12 protein-coding genes are annotated in these 15,597 nt (G+C 43.4%); 2 read left to right on the forward strand and 10 right to left on the reverse strand.

Annotated features, from left to right (window positions below; translation table 11 throughout):
- Positions 1-474: 474 nt before the first annotated feature.
- The 10 genes from PN836_RS05765 to tssA all read right to left on the reverse strand — a co-directional run bounded on the left by PN836_RS05765 (position 475) and on the right by tssA (position 13,415).
- Positions 475-735, reverse strand: coding sequence for a hypothetical protein (locus PN836_RS05765; RefSeq protein ID WP_395344298.1), 261 nt, complete (start codon positions 733-735; stop codon positions 475-477).
- 234 nt (positions 736-969) lie between these two features.
- The gene (locus tag PN836_RS05770) at positions 970-1,485 is read right to left on the reverse strand and encodes an Hcp family type VI secretion system effector (RefSeq protein WP_395344299.1); all 516 of its coding nucleotides are present in this window, start codon (positions 1,483-1,485) and stop codon (positions 970-972) included.
- 224 nt (positions 1,486-1,709) lie between these two features.
- The gene (locus PN836_RS05775) at positions 1,710-3,353 is read right to left on the reverse strand and encodes a sigma-54 interaction domain-containing protein (protein ID WP_395344300.1); all 1,644 of its coding nucleotides are present in this window, start codon (positions 3,351-3,353) and stop codon (positions 1,710-1,712) included.
- A gap of 27 nt (positions 3,354-3,380) precedes the next feature.
- Positions 3,381-6,086 (reverse strand): type VI secretion system ATPase TssH, encoded by a 2,706-nt coding sequence (gene tssH / locus PN836_RS05780; protein WP_395344301.1) that lies wholly within the window; start codon positions 6,084-6,086, stop codon positions 3,381-3,383.
- A gap of 106 nt (positions 6,087-6,192) precedes the next feature.
- Positions 6,193-7,509, reverse strand: a complete 1,317-nt coding sequence (locus PN836_RS05785; RefSeq protein WP_395344302.1) for a type VI secretion system baseplate subunit TssG — start codon at positions 7,507-7,509, stop codon at positions 6,193-6,195.
- Positions 7,473-9,263 (reverse strand): type VI secretion system baseplate subunit TssF, encoded by a 1,791-nt coding sequence (gene tssF / locus PN836_RS05790; protein ID WP_395344303.1) that lies wholly within the window; start codon positions 9,261-9,263, stop codon positions 7,473-7,475. The genes PN836_RS05785 and tssF overlap by 37 nt, the downstream gene beginning before the upstream one ends.
- A gap of 4 nt (positions 9,264-9,267) precedes the next feature.
- Positions 9,268-9,666, reverse strand: coding sequence for a type VI secretion system baseplate subunit TssE (tssE, locus tag PN836_RS05795; RefSeq protein ID WP_395344304.1), 399 nt, complete (start codon positions 9,664-9,666; stop codon positions 9,268-9,270).
- Positions 9,667-9,704: 38 nt separating this feature from the next.
- A complete protein-coding gene (gene tssC, locus PN836_RS05800) occupies positions 9,705-11,186 on the reverse strand; it encodes a type VI secretion system contractile sheath large subunit (RefSeq protein ID WP_395344305.1) in 1,482 nt (493 codons plus the stop codon).
- 9 nt (positions 11,187-11,195) lie between these two features.
- Positions 11,196-11,684 carry a type VI secretion system contractile sheath small subunit gene (tssB, locus tag PN836_RS05805; RefSeq protein WP_395344306.1) on the reverse strand — a complete coding sequence of 163 codons (489 nt, stop codon included), beginning with the start codon at positions 11,682-11,684 and terminating at the stop codon, positions 11,196-11,198.
- A gap of 24 nt (positions 11,685-11,708) precedes the next feature.
- Entirely contained in the window at positions 11,709-13,415 is a 1,707-nt protein-coding gene (gene tssA, locus PN836_RS05810; protein WP_395344307.1) for a type VI secretion system protein TssA, read from the reverse strand.
- 291 nt (positions 13,416-13,706) lie between these two features.
- Here tssA and tssJ point away from each other — a divergent pair, with 291 nt between their 5' ends.
- On the forward strand, positions 13,707-14,219 hold the full coding sequence (tssJ, locus tag PN836_RS05815; RefSeq protein WP_395344308.1) for a type VI secretion system lipoprotein TssJ: 513 nt from the start codon (positions 13,707-13,709) through the stop codon (positions 14,217-14,219).
- 14 nt (positions 14,220-14,233) lie between these two features.
- Positions 14,234-15,577, forward strand: coding sequence for a type VI secretion system baseplate subunit TssK (gene tssK / locus PN836_RS05820; protein ID WP_395344309.1), 1,344 nt, complete (start codon positions 14,234-14,236; stop codon positions 15,575-15,577).
- Positions 15,578-15,597: the final 20 nt, after the last annotated feature.

A 15,597-nucleotide genomic window follows, 5' to 3' on the forward strand; every position in this document is an offset into this window, starting at 1 on the left:
ATTTCGACCAACGTGGATGTTGTTAATGATAGGCTATTCACATAGTGTGCCAACCTCCAGATGAACACCAATTTCCATATAAATCAATAACTAAGCATGCTTCGATTTCTTTAATATAAGGTTTCGTCGCGAACTGCGCACATTTCCGTCAACGAAAAACTGCGCAGGTGAGCAGAAAATCGCGCAATTTAAAAGCGATGTAAAGGCTAGTATGTTACTCGCACAGTCGCACAGCTTGAGGGCTTAAGTAAAAGTGGAGAACATCTTATGCTTGGCGCGCAAAACCTAACCATAATGCTTAGAAAAAATGGGAGGAGGCGAGTATCTCCGTGAGAGATCTTAAAGAATAAACGTGAATCGTATGAGTGAAGTTAGACACCTTGCAAATTGGATGCTTAATACTCCGAATCTGTATTGACTACAGTCTCTTGCCAGCCTGACGCTTTACGCTTTATATTGCCTAACGAAGCGTGCTTAACAGAATGTTAATTTATTCGCTTTGCCCGCACAGTTTTTAATCACGTATGCACGGCCTTTGGCTACCGCTTTTTCAATCGCATCGAAGGAAAACGAAACGGTCTTTGCGCCATTTTTATCCGCGCACTTAATATCCACCAGTTGAGTATCTAGCTGTATTTTTGGCTCACCCGTCATAGGTGCGTTCCCAACAAGAATTTCATCGCTACTATTAATTAACCAGAGTATTTTACTTAGCTTTTCAGATACTGTCTTCATGGTATGGCCCTCGTATTCGCGGTATTAGTGTGCTGTTTGCAATAATGATCAAAACCAAATCTTAATAAGCGTTACGCCATGTATTTTTAATTAGTTGCAAGGAATTGTTTTTATGTGGTTGTGTCAATCTCTTGTTTGGAATAACAAAAAATCGCGTATTACATCTAGCGCGATTTTTCATTATTCTGAGGCTTAACATGTGTCACTCAAATGAATAACAACTAGTCAGCCAATTTAAGCGCGCGGCGCTCGCCAATCGTCAGAGCCGGTCGTCCCTGCTACTTCATGCGTCCAAGAAATACGACGATAGGTCATCGATACTTCTTCCATGTGCGAAAAATTCGCCATAGCTGGGTCTTGAGCATTGGGCATTAAAGAGTCGATGTTTACAATCACAGCATCTTCAAGCTCATGCGTAAAGTAGTGTTCTTGCGTACCGGTCATTGACGTTCGATACCACTTCAAAACTACCTTGCTTAATCGCTCACCTGAACACAAAGCATCAAACAGCTTGGGGGATGACTTGTCATACACTTTCGTAATTTTGAACGGATGATGGACACGCTGGCCACTAGGTTGACCGCTTTGAGGATCACGAGGAATAACTACCTGATGCTCGAACGCTTGTACTGTAGCTTCAGACTCATGGTCTGCCTGATAAGCATTACCCATTGACTCTACGGTATTAGCACCTTCGGTAATATTGCCCGACTTGGTTCCTTCGATTGAGATATATGCAACTGTAGGCATTTTCTTTTCCTTGAATAGTTAGAGTATAAAATTTGTACTACCCTCTCTACTATTCATTAAATATGCCAAAAAATGAAATATTGAATATACCGTTAAATATCAAGAATTTATGCATTACCTTAGAGAATGGAACATGTGTTGAAAATACTTATGTGCAGAAACTCGTTGACGAAAAATTGCTCAAGTGAGCATAAATCTGCGCAGTTTTACATATTTTCGTGTTGCTAGTATGCATCTGTATCTACTCTGCGCAAATTGTATTTTGCGAGCTTGTCCACCAGAGCCCTTCGAGACAGGCCTAACTGCTGAGCAGTTGCTGTCTGATTGCCCTTATTGTCTTGAAGGCATTGCTTCAACAAATTGGATTCGAAGGTGGCAACGGCTTCTTTGAGCTTCACCCCAGTATGGTTTTGCTGCACTTGTGTCGACTCAGGCGCTGAACCATGTTTTAACTCTTGAGGCAAACATTCAAAACTCAGGCTTGATTGCTCACCTGCGAGTATGACCGCGCGCTCAACAATGTTTTGAAGCTCTCGCACATTGCCAGGAAAGGCATAGGTTTGCAGAAAGTCCATCACATTCGGTTCTACTCGTTGTATCGTTTTCCCATACTGTTTATTGTATTTGTTGACAAAATACTGCACCAACGCGGGAATATCTGCACTTCTTTCTCTCAGTGCAGGAAGTAAGATGGGGAACACATTGAGACGATAGTATAAGTCCTCTCGGAACGTGCCCTCTCTGACCATCTCTGCCAAATCTCTATTGGTGGCGGCAATTATTCTCACTTGTACTTTGATGCTCTCAGTACTGCCCAGCGGCCTTAATTCGCCCTCTTGCAGTACCCGCAAAATTTTTGATTGTAACTCCATTGGCATCTCGCCAATTTCATCGAGGAAAAGCGTGCCTTTGTGCGCCTCTTCAAATAGGCCACGTTTGCTTTCAGTTGCACCACTAAATGCACCTTTTTTATAACCAAACATTTCACTCTCTAGCAAGTCGGGCGGAAAGGCGGCGCAGTTTTGCGCAACAAATTTTCCGTCTCTCACAGGGCTGTTATGATGAATAGTGGCGGCAAATAGCTCCTTACCAGTGCCTGTTTCACCATTTAAGAATACGGTTGCGGTAGAGCTGGCTACCTTTTCGATAAGGCTGAATACCGCCTCCATCGCTTGGCTTCGACCAATAATCTGATCGAGTTGAAGACTTTTATAGATACGCCCTTTAAGTTCTTTGTTTTCGATGATTAACGATTCATTGAGCGCTTCTTGCTGCTTAAGCAAAGAGTGGTTTTCATTAATTAACTGCGAGTTTGCGATTGAAATAGCCGCGATGGCCGCAAACCCTTTGACTAGGTTTTCAAGATCATTAGGAAAAGGACTCACCTTTTGGTTTGAGGGGTTAAGGTGATTGAACATCATCATAACACCAGTGCTTAGGCCTTCTCGGTCAGTGAGTGGCACACATAAAATTGACTGCGTGTGCAAACCGCTTAGCTTATCATTTTGGTAAAACGCATGAAAATCAAAGCCAGAGTAACTATATATGTCAGCAATATTCACTAACTGACCGGTCATGGCGCTGTAGGCACTTATCTCGCTTAAACGCGAGCCAGCAGCAGATGATAGGGCAATCTTATCAAGCTTAATATTATTGCTCTCAAGTAGCTTTCCTTGTTTGATAGTTGGCACCAAGAAACGTTGTGTCTTATCAAGTAAATAAATGCAACAGGCTTGCGCTGCGGCCATTTTACTGGCAGCCTGCGCAATAGCATTAAGCTGGTGATTTAAATTGTGCTCTCGCGCAATTACTTGGCTAACATTGAGCACATCTTCTAGCACCGCGAGCGGATTGTTCAGTCCATTCATATCCTATCCCTTCACTTGAGTTTAGCCCTATGAGAACCGCGTCTCAAAATGGCCTGCTTCATCCATTGTCAGGTTAAGCTTGGTAAATTCGTGGTCATCGCTTAGATTTTCTAAGATATCACTGGCCAATTTAGGCAGCAACGAACCATTGAGTATGTGGTCGACGTTTCGTGCGCCAGATTCGACTTCTGTACACCGAGATGCAACTGCATCCAGTACGTCGTCTCCATACACCAATTCGAGTTTTTGGCTTTGCGCTAAACGCGCTTTTACTTTGCCTAGTTTAAGTTTAACGATGTCGGCCATCACATCACTTCCAAGCGGATAGAAGGGCACAATCTGCATCCGAGCCAGCAGCGCTGGTTTAAAATGTGCGCTTAGGACAGGGCGGATAGCGTCACTTATTTCTTCCACGCTTGGCAACGTATCGCTGTTTACACACATCTGAGTGATAATATCGGTAGCAAGATTACTGGTCAGAAACATAATGGTATTTTTAAAGTCTACCAACTGCCCTTCCCCATCAGACAGCACGCCTTTGTCAAATACTTGATAAAACAAATTGAGGACTTCTAAATCTGCTTTTTCAACTTCGTCGAGCAACACGACTGAATAGGGCTTCTGGCGCACGGCTTCAGTCAGCATTCCCCCTTCACCAAAGCCAACATAACCTGGAGGCGAGCCTATCAAGCGCGACACCGAATGCTTTTCTTGAAACTCAGACATATTAACGGAGGTAAGATACCGTTCCCCTCCAAACAAAAGATCGGCGACACCGATACACGTTTCAGTTTTGCCAACGCCGCTTGGCCCAACAAACAAAAATACTCCCATGGGAGTGTCAGGGTTGTTTATACCTGCTTTTGCCGCTCGCATGCCTTTGTCTATGGCCGCAACTGCATGATCTTGGCCCTTGATTCTTTTACCTAGCTCTTCTTTAAAGGTGAGCACTGCAGCTGCTTCGTCCTTCACCATCTTACCAACGGGTATCCCTGTCCAGTTTGATATAACTTCACCAACGACCTTGGGTGAAACCTCATAATGCACAAGTGGCTCATCTCCCTGAACCTCCTCTAGCTCAATTTTCAATGTTGCCAGTTTTGCCTTAAGTTCGCTCTCACTTTGACTTGCTTGCGCATCGCTATGTGATGCTTCTGAATCGCCTGGGTCTTGCGCGCCTTCGATACTTTCTTCGTTTTCTGAATCTGACGACATACCTGCGGCGATCTGTTTGCGCAGTGCGATAATTTTGCTCGCAAGTTCCGTTTCTTGCTCCCACTTTTGGCTGCGCTCATCAAGCTCATCTCTTAGGTCATTAATTTTTACAGTCAATTCTTCTAACTGCTCGCCCTCTTCCACAATATCCGACTTAACATCCCGTTCAATTGCCGTGTATTCTCGCTCCAGCGTTTTAATATCACGCTCTAGGTTGTCAATCACGTCAGGCTTTGAACCAATGCTGATTTTCACCCGCGCAGCGGCGGTATCAAGCACGTCAACCGCTTTATCGGGGAGCTGTCGGCCATTAATATAGCGAGCAGACATCTGCGCTGCAGCAATAACCGCATCGTCGCGGATGTACACCCCATGCGTTTTTTCATAAATGCTGCTTAAACCTCGGATAATGGTGGCAGCTTCTGCCGGAGTGGGTTCATCAAGCTTGACCAATTGAAAGCGTCGAGACAAGGCAGGGTCTTTTTCAAAATACTTTTTGTATTCTGACCAGGTGGTCGCGGCAATGGTGCGTAGCTCACCTCTGGCAAGCGCAGGTTTAAGAATGTTAGCCGCATCACCACTACCCGCTGAGCCACCGGCACCAATCATGGTGTGAGCTTCATCAATAAACAAGATTATCGGCTTTTCAGATTGTTTGACGCTTTCAATGACGCCCTTCAAGCGGTTCTCAAACTCTCCTTTAACAGAAGCGCCAGCTTGCAGCAAACTGAGGTCTAAGCAATAAATATCAACGTCTTTGATGACCGACGGAACATCACCCTCAACAATTTTAAGCGCTAAGCCCTCAATCACCGACGTTTTACCCACACCGGCTTCGCCTACGCATATGGGGTTGTTTTTGCGACGGCGAGCGAGTATGTCAACCATCTGCCGTATTTCTGCGTCGCGGCAAAACACAGGATCAATCTTTCCATCACGGGCTTGCTGAGTGAAGTTCACGCAATATTTTTCTAACGCTTCATTGGAGGCGGTGACAATGTCGCTTCCGGCAGCTGATGGGGCGCTTTGTGTGCCTTGCTGGGTATTCTCGTTCGAATCAGCGACAATATTGGCAAATTGACGCTTTAAATCGTCGTAAGCGATATTGTCGATATTATCAATGTAAGTGGAAAGACCATGGCGGCGTGGATTAGCCAAAATAGCCAAGACAATTGAGCCAGAACGTATCTTGTCAGTGTTCTGCTCCAATGAAGCCACCAACCATGCATCTTCTAGCAAGCCAACTAAGGTTTTAGAAAAGACCGGTTTTTGGCTGTTTCCTTTTTTTTCGTTTTCAACCGCAGTCTGCAGACCTTTGACAAATTGGATGATGTCAACGTCGAAATGCGCCAATATTAGCGCTAAATCACCTGTTTGCTCTAGTAGCTTGAGCAGAAAGTGCTCAACACTTATTTCAAAGTTCGCGTTAGTTACGCACAGGCCGGCTGCACCTTCTAATGCTTGGGTGCAAGAGGCATTTAACCTGCCAACGAAGGCCTTTAGTTTAATCTTTTCCATTGTTGTTTATTCCTTAACTATTATTTGTTCCATACCATTACTTGTTCCACACGCTAATCTGTTCCACAAGCCTACTCACCGTTTCGCGTCGCTTGAGACGACAGAATTAAATCACAACTGAACGTGGCATTTTCGAGGGTGGATTTAACCAACCAGAGAATCCTAAACTGGTTGGCGTTTTTGTATTTAAATTAAAACTTAACTTTTGTTTTTCATGTAAATGTAGGCACACGTCAGCCAACTGCTCAGGCGCTTTTACAAAAATCAACAAACTCTTGAGCTCCTGGTAACGCGAAAATGCGCCAGTTGCCTTGTCTCTTCGCTTGTCTTTCAATGGAAGCAGTTCGTTAAATTGTTCAATTGACAAATCCAATAAATGCAGTCTAAATTTACTCATACGGTCCGACACTTTGCCACCGCAAACAATATCACTGCCAAGCGTAAAGCTCTGTGAACCTACCAAAGAGCGCTGCTGTTCTGAAATCACCACGCTTCGAAGCACATGTTCTTCAACTTTTACGCTTTGCAGGGGTAAGGAAAAATAGCCCGCTATCACTTTTTCAATGGTTTGTGCAGAGCCTTGCTGAAGAGAAAGAAGACCGGCATACGGTAATAACTTTCGCCATTTAATTGCAGAGGACTTGCGAATGCTATCACTGGGCGCGCCAATAAGACTTAGTAAGGTATCGGGAATATAATCCCCTCTGGAGGACAAGTAGCGATGCGGATGATATTTATTGGCAGCATCCAAATAGAGGGAAATCAACCGATGATTAAACACATCCAAAAAGTCACGCTGATTAGAGCGAGGAACATGATGCACCTCAATTAACGCACGTCCATAGCGTACATCCTCAATCTGTTGTGACGTTAATACGCGTTCTGGGCGCTCATTATTCGATATTCGACTCAATTGATTTGGGCTAAGCACTATTTTTGTGAGCGCTTTACTTGCAAGCTTTTGCTTGTCGGATACCGCTCGCTTTTTACAAGCCGCAATGTCTAGACGTTTCTCTCGATAAGCATTCAGTTCTTTCAAACTGCTCAGATAAAACGTACTCAGCTCAAGCACATCAACTTGCAGCTGCTCGTCAATAATAGCTTGGGTGTAAAAATCCGGTAAGGGAGATGATGGGCCATACAGGCCCATAAAGTTAACTACTAGCTCATGTTTTCCGCTTTCAGACTGACTAATGCTGTCGATGTCGGATGATGGAAAGCCCATACTGGGATTAGCCCTAAACAAAAGGTCTTGATCGATTCGCTTTTGGTCAAAGCTACGGGCTTGCTCATTCGTTTTTTGCTGTGGTGATTTTTGAGCAGACAAAAAGGCCTCAACCACGCGCAAAAAACTATATTTGCGCGGTTGCTTTAACACTTCTTTAATCAAAACCGAGCTTTCAGGCCCTGCTCTCTGTCCCATTGATAAATTTCACCCGACTCTATTGCGTGTACTTCTAACACATGAAATGAATTGGTTCTGGCGTACTGCGCAAAGTAATGATTGAGTACCGATGCAAATAAGAACATGTTAGATTCCCCAACAATACCTTTTGCACCAAACTTACTCTCTCGTAAACGCAAAACTGTTTTTAAACCAGTAACCGGTACCCCTTTTATTAAACGGTCGTAATTTTGAATATCGATATTCTCAATACCTTCATACATTTGCTGATTAGAGCGCTGCTTTTGCCGATTATCAAAGGCAGCAAAATCGTAATACTTAATCAGCAGTCTGATGGCTTCGACTGAATTTAACGACTTGTACTGAAGTGCGAGATTTGAAATTAAACGCCAATGCAGTGATTTCTCAAAGGGTGGCGGTAAAGCGTTTGTTGTTTTCGTTATGTTTTTAAAGGTCACGATATCGGGCGAGTCGCCCGTATCGTAGGCAATTTGTCCGGTTTGCAGCGTTGTCGCTAAATGGCGATTGCTACACGTTAACTGTGCACTTATCGTTTCTTGATTGAGGCCTTGCTCTTCAAGTTGAGGATTATGCAAATAAATGTAGTGATCAACACCATCACCTACCGTTGCAGGCACAGTACGGATCTTGTAAAAACAAGGTGCATCGTCGCTATACTCCTCATCGTGATGCTCGAATTCCTCGTAAGGGACATAGATATTATTTTGTGTCGCGCCTTTCAGTTTGCCCACAACTTCGTTCACTGAGAATATTTCGTAATGGCTTTGGTTTCTTGTTTCTGGACGCAACACATATTCAATGCGCAAGTTGTCTTTTCTGATAGGCGTGGCATCAAATTCGAATAGATTCACAATAGGCGTGCAAAAAAGCTTAAAGTGCTCTTTTGAAAGATTAATATTGTTTGTAAACAGCTTGCTGAAATTAAATTGCAAACTAAATGATTCCACCTTTTCCTTTTGTATGTGAGTCCCAATGTCACATACATCGATAAACAAGAATTTATTCTGAAACTGAAAGTACTCCTGTATCAATCGATAGCCTGAAAACACTTTTTCAGAACTGGGTAGCAAGTTTTCATCATCATCGAAGCCAACTTGCTTTACCGCATGTTTATCAAGTCCTTTCACCGTTTCTTTGCTTCCATCAACATAGTTGATATGGATATCGAAATGGTTTAAGTAGCGGAAAAAAGAGAGATAAAGCGCATTAGCAACCGGAATTTTCTGATTGTCGTGTAAAAAGAGGCGTAAATCGTTTAAACCAATTGCTTTGGTATCAACCCCAGGCTCCACAGTGAACTCTAGAAGAAGTTCGGTGCCGTTTGTCTTATCTTTAGTATGCGCCGCACTAAGCCTTATGGGTGAGACTTCTACGTCATAACAACTTTGAAAAATACATGGCGTGCCGTCTACTTCGGCTGACTGCACTCTTGCTCCGCGTTTTATGGTTACACATTCAGACAAAATGTGTTTACGCGGCGTAAACTCCAATATGCTCATAGCGGGCACTGGACGCAAATAATTTGGCCACAACAGTTCAATTAGGGAATGTGAAATCTCCGGTAGTTCATCATCGAGTTTTTGCCTGATGCGACCGGTTAAAAATGCGAAGCCTTCGAACAAACGTTCTACGTCGGGGTCATCCCCTTCTTCAGAAAGCAACTTTGCGAGGCTGGGATTGTGCTCAGCAAATTGAGCGCCTAATTCCCGAAGGTAATTCAGCTCGTCCTGGAAATACTTATTGTGAGCCATTCGTTTACAATACTTCTAAGTAGCCAGATGAGCACTTTCTCGTCTCGAAACGAATGCGCTCTGAGCGTTTACCAACCACTAACACACCCACAATTTCGAATCTTAAATCGAGTGGCGCAGTATCGTCTTTTAAAAACTTTACGCGCACACGCGATAAACCTGACTCATGTTTTTCAATATTCTCTTTAATTGCCTTGATAATTTCTTTTACAGCAACACTAAAACCGTGCTTCATGTCTAAATCATTAAAATCAGGCAAGCCATAGTCGGGATTGGACAAACTGCTACCTTGACGAACGTTAAACATATCTTGAAGGTGATGAAACACACTGGCCTTATATGCATCATAATCAAACTCGACGCTGTGCTTTTCGCCATCAGCGCCTAATCTGACACGTTGCATAAGATACTGTTCTTTTTTCAGCACCCTTGCCATATGATTTACTTATCTAACTTACCAATAAGCGACAGCGTAAAATCTGCTCCCATATATTTAAAATGCGGGCGTACTTGTAAGCCGACTTTGTAGTACCCAGGCTCACCCTCAACATCATCAACTGTAATGGATGCAGAGCGAAGTGGTCTGCGTGCGCGCACATCGGCACTTGCGCCATCTTGGTCAGCAACAAATTGGCGAATCCACACATTCAAATCATCTTGGATATCCAAACGCTCTTTTGTGGTACCCACATTTTCACGTTGCAAGACTTTAATATAGTGCGCCAAACGGTTAACTACATACATGTAGGGAAGCTGTGTACCTAACTTATAGTTCGTTTCAGCCTGTTTGCCTTCTTTGCTGATCCCATAGGATTTTGGCTTTTGAATGGAATTTGCAGAGAAAAATGCAGCATTGTCACTGCCCTTGCGGAAGGTTAGTGGAATAAAGCCAGCCTCCGCCAATTCAAATTCACGTCGGTCTGATATCAACACTTCTGTGGGTATCTTGGTTTCTATCTGACCCATGCTTTCATACTGATGCAGATGCAAATCACTCATCGAACCGCCACTTTGTGGACCAATGATATTTGGACACCAACGATAGTTAGCAAAGCTTTCATTCAGTCGCGTGGCTAATGCGAATGCCGTATTACCCCAGCAATAACGGTCATGATCTTCTTCAATTGACTCATTGTAGTTGAATGCTTTGATTGGGTTTTCTTTCTCGTCGTAAGGCAAGCGCAATAAGAAGCGTGGCATGGTCAGCCCTAAATATCGAGAATCTTCTTGCTCACGAAGTAAACGCCATTTTGCATACTGCGGCCCTTCGAAAATAGAAGCAATGTCGTTTAAATTAGATAGCTCTTGAATATCGTCTGTACCAAAGAACTTGGGACTTGCCGCAGCAATAACAGGAGCATGTGCCATGGCGCCAACACCAGACAAGGACTTCATCAGGTTAATGTCTGGTGAGCTGTGATCAAACTCATAGTTTGCAATAATTGAGCTGTACGGTTCACCACCAAAGGTGCCGTAGCCTGAGGTATAAACTTGTTTATAAAAACCCGATTCAGACAATTCAGATGCATCTTCAAAATCAATCGTCAAATCATCTTTTGAAGCGTTCAAAATATGAATTTTGTTATTTTCTTTGAAGTTAGTGCGACTGACTAAAAAGTGAAGACCACGCCAGGCTGATTCCATCTTTTGGAAGTTTTCGTTGTGCAGCACTTCGTCAAGTTGCACGCTAAGCTTTTTATCTACCTCAGCAATCATCTCATCAATAAGCGCTTTTCGAACACGCTCATCTTTTTTATCCGTTTTAAGCATTTCAGCCATAAAGGCCTGTACGCCTTTAGCCGCAACACCGTATGATTCGTCGGACTTTGCGATATTGGCCTGCTCCATTATCTGGTCTAATAATGAGCCGCCCTCTTCAACGCTAGTCTCTTGAGCTTGAGTTTGCTTTTCTTGTTCTGACATGACTTTCCCTTATTCCTTATCGATACCAAGCTCACCCATTAACTTCTCTCGGGTAGCGTCATCGCCTAACAGTTTTTCCAATTGCTTTTTAAATGCAGGGATATTACCGAGCGGACCTTTCAAGAATGTTAGTGCATCACGTAGCTCCAACAAACTGTTTAACTCCGGCACGCTTCTCACTACATTCTCAGGCTCGAAATCGCGTATGTTTTTAACGTCGAGCGAGATGGGGATATCATCATCGTCATCTTCGCTAAGCTTATTTTCAACAACCATGTCGATTTTAAGATTTTGTTTAGCCATTACATCATTGAAGTTGTTGGAGTCCACTGAAATCGTTTCCCGCTCTTGAATTTCATCATCCTCTTCACGCATGGTGAAGTCACCTACTACTAAGAGCTTGTTCGGCAACTCAATCTCTTCCGAAGCTCCATCGGTATATGCTTTATAGGTAATATTGACGCGCTCTTTGGGCGCGATAGAAGTTTCTTTACTCATTTCAGGGTCCTTTCAAAGTCAAGTTTAAGAATCAATAAATTCAAATGCTTCCAGAGGCGAGATAAGCGCTAAGGAGCGTTGAAGACAATTTACTTTTTCAAGCATTTGCGGCTCATACTGCTTTTTTTGCTGTAGCCTTTTGTGACTCATAATTGTCAGTTTGAGTACATCTTTTGTCAATTCTGGTATCCAGTTGGCAGCCGATTTCTCATTTAATTGTGTCAGGATATGCTCAAGTTGCATGATTGCCAAGTCGTCCTTTCCTGACTTATACAATAATGCACATAGCTCATATTGCCACAAAATTGTTTCACGTAAAGTATTTGCTGTACCTAAACCTTGCTGAAAAAGCGCAACGGCTTGTTTTAACTGCCCCGATCCCACTAACTTATTCGCTTGTTTTTTCGTTTCAATCCATGGAGAAGCGCCATCGTTAAGATTGGAAGCGGCGTTTGAATTTTCCGACTCGCCGCTGCCCGCCATCTGGCTTTGCAACCACTCTTTGGTCAACGCATCGGCAAAGGGCTCACCGTTTTTAAAGGTAACATCGGCAATATCAGGAAAGCGGCTAACGAAGTTTATTGTGGTACTTAATACAACGTCGGCACAATGTTGTTGCTCTAACGCGACCAAGGCATTGTAGATATGTCGATGCAGCGCTAAGTAAAATATTGCACCATTGTTAAATTCGGATTCACATATATTCAGCAATTGTTCATAGTTGCCGCTGCTTTGGTGTTGTTCAATTGTCGTGATGACTTGGTCGTTTGGCTGCCTATCTAAGACGCCTGATGCTGGTGCATCTTGAATCATCATCCATTTTGCAGTTCTCGCCAAGAAAAACGCATTAGCAGAATAAGTTTGAGTATCTTTTAGCAGAACGGCAACTGATTTAATGGCATTCCCTGCGCTTGATAAGGCTTTGTTAATATCTGCAGGGGATGCAGAAGCGGCGCTGGCGGCTGTAGGAATCGCAGCACTGCTGGATGTTACTTTAGTGGCTGTTGGAGTCTCGTTGCTAGGCGCTTGTTGTAGATTACTGCTATTAGATACTTTGCTCGCTATCTGACCGGACGACTGATTGTCTTGTGCTTCATGCGTGTCATTTTCCGTCGCTGGTGAATCGCCATGCTCAGACTCATTTTCATCCTCACGTTCTTGAGTTTGCTCTTGATGTTCATCAATAGTTTGTTTGAAACGTCTTAGCGTGGTCTTCAACTCACTGAACGAAGGTGCGCTTTCTCCCAAGTAGTCTTTGAGTTTCTCATCAAGCTTTTCGAAAGCTTCAATCGCCTCATCTGCAGACTCAAGTTGGTCAATATGGCTTATTTGTGCAATCTCAAAATGTTTTTCAAGCATGCTAGCTAGCCATGTAAACGTTGCGGCACGGCCTTTTTCAGGTTTTTTCCGTCGATTCGGATAGAGCGAAGGAGCATAGTCGCTTGTTATTAGTGCCGACAATAGTGAAAAGCCGTCAGCTAAGCCCGAAAAACCTGTCTCATGGAATACTGCATAAGTAAGATAGTTTGAAACGCGCAGGTCTTTGCTCTTAGTTGACAAAAACTCATGACATTGGATGGCGAGTTTGTTCCAGTCGATTGGCTTTTTTTCAATCGCTTCAAGCGTCTCAATTTGCGCCAATATGGCGTCATATTCAATAAAGCTTTGTGGGTCTTCGCCGCTTGCGTTGTTATCTAACGGCTCGACCAATGAGGCAAGTTCGATTTCCACAGATTTGTCCTTTAATGCTATCCATGCGCCGGGTTAGTCATCGTTATTTTTTTACTCCGAGACAGCGACTCACATCATTTATATCGAATATCAGTATCTAAAGTTCATAAATACAATGTCTGAGTATGCAACCAAAACAGCTAAAAAATCAACTATTAGGCAATTCAGTGAGCTTTTCGATCGGATGATATTGTGCTAATTTGAGCGGATATATGTAATCATCCTGTAGAAGCAGCATCGCTGCACTCATAAGCAAGCATATTTTACATTTGTCAGGCAAGGATTAGCATCGTGAGCAAAGTTGATAAGTTACACCGTTTTTTCATCTATGTTGGTTTGAGTATTGTTGTAGGTTTAGCGACTGGATGCTCAAGCAATCCACAATTTGGCGCTGCCGTGTCAGAACTGTTAACGGTAGATTCTTACGACATAAGAGTAAAATTAACCGTCAGCCAAGATGTGAACCCGGACCCAAATGGTCGCCCCTCTCCAGTCGTTTTACAAATTTTCCAGCTAACAAACGACTCTAAATTTCAGCAGGCCAATCTAGCCGATTTATTGGACAACCATGAAGCGATGCTAGCCGCCGAGTTAATCAAAATGGACCGAACACTGGCCTCACCAGCTAACAATCTGACTTACGAACTCACAGTGAACGCGGATACTAAATATTTGGGTGTTTTGGCAGCCTTTCAAAAAGAGGATGGTATTGCCAAACGAGTGATTGACATAGAAGGTGGCTGGTCAAAAGATATTTGTATAGAGCTTGCAAAAACTTCAATAGCTGCCGCAACACGTTGCTAGGACACAAGACTAATATGACACATAGAGTACTATGGAAGGAAGGCACATTTATTTTGCCTCAGCACTTTCAGCAACAAGAGCGGTTTCTTCTCAACGAGCTGCAGCATCGAATTGCACATGTTCAAAGCTATTGGTGGGGATTCTCAAAGTTAATTATTGCTGAGGCTGAATTAGGTTTTGGGCAGTTCTCACTTGAAAAGTGTGATTGTCAATTTCAAGACGGCACTGTGCTAAATGCACCTCAAGAAAACCGATTACCGAGCGCATTGAAGCTGGAAGACGGCGTGACTGATGCGATAGTTTATCTTGTGCTCCCTAATCGAATTACGAACACCAATGAATTAAACACAGAAGATGAAAACAATAGCGTCGGTCGTTTTACTGCGCACAGTGTAGCAGTTTCTGATAATACAAGCTCTGATGCAGCGCTTTCCAATATCGAAGTGGGTGATGTGTGCAGCACCTTAATGGTTGAAACCGAAGACGCGCCAATTCCTGATGGCTATATGAAATTGGCAGTAGCGAGAGTGAAAGAAGTAATAAGCGGGCGCATTGTTCTTGATGACGATTTTATTGGGAATGTCTTAAATACCCAAGCCTCCTACAGAATCACACGTTTTTTAAGGGAACTAGCAGGTATGTTAAGCGCGCGTGGTGACTCCCTTGCAGAGCGCGCTACTGATACTGGCAGCACATCTGGTGTAACCGAATATGCTGACTTTCTCTTGCTACAACTGATTAATCGTCTTGAACCTTGGCTAGCGCAGACTTTGACACTACAGACGATGCATCCTTATCCACTTTATACTGCCTTAGTATCCGTTGCCGGTGAGCTCTCGACCTTCATGAAACGAAACCGCAGGCCGGCAAAAAGCCCCTTATACAAGCACGATAATTTGACCGAGTGTTTTAATTTCATTTTTGATGATATTGAAACGTCCTTTACGGTGGTGCTTGAGCAAGTTGCCACTCAAATTGAGTTATCGCCGCCTAAGAATAATATCCGTGCTGCTAGGCTCAACCACAAATCGTTGTTGGAGTCAGGTGTATTGATTTTGGCAGTATCGGCAAAGATGCCAGAAGAAAGCTTAAGAGCGGACTTCCCAGCGCAAACGAAAATTGGCCCAGGCGAGAAAATCTTTCAATTGGTACAAAGCGCCTTACCAGGTATTCAGATTAATTTGCTATCACACGTACCACAAGAAATTCCTTATCACAGCGGATTTTGCTATTACGAGTTGAGTAAGCAAGATTCACTTTGGCACGAGCTCCAGCAGTCCAAGGGCTTAGCTATTCATGTTAGTGGGAATTTCCCTGAACTAGAAATGAAACTATGGGCGATAAATCGAAAACAGTGAAGGCGATTAAACACAGGTAT

The sequence above is a fragment of the Ningiella algicola genome (assembly GCF_028401415.2).
In the GTDB taxonomy this organism is placed as follows: domain Bacteria; phylum Pseudomonadota; class Gammaproteobacteria; order Enterobacterales; family Alteromonadaceae; genus Glaciecola.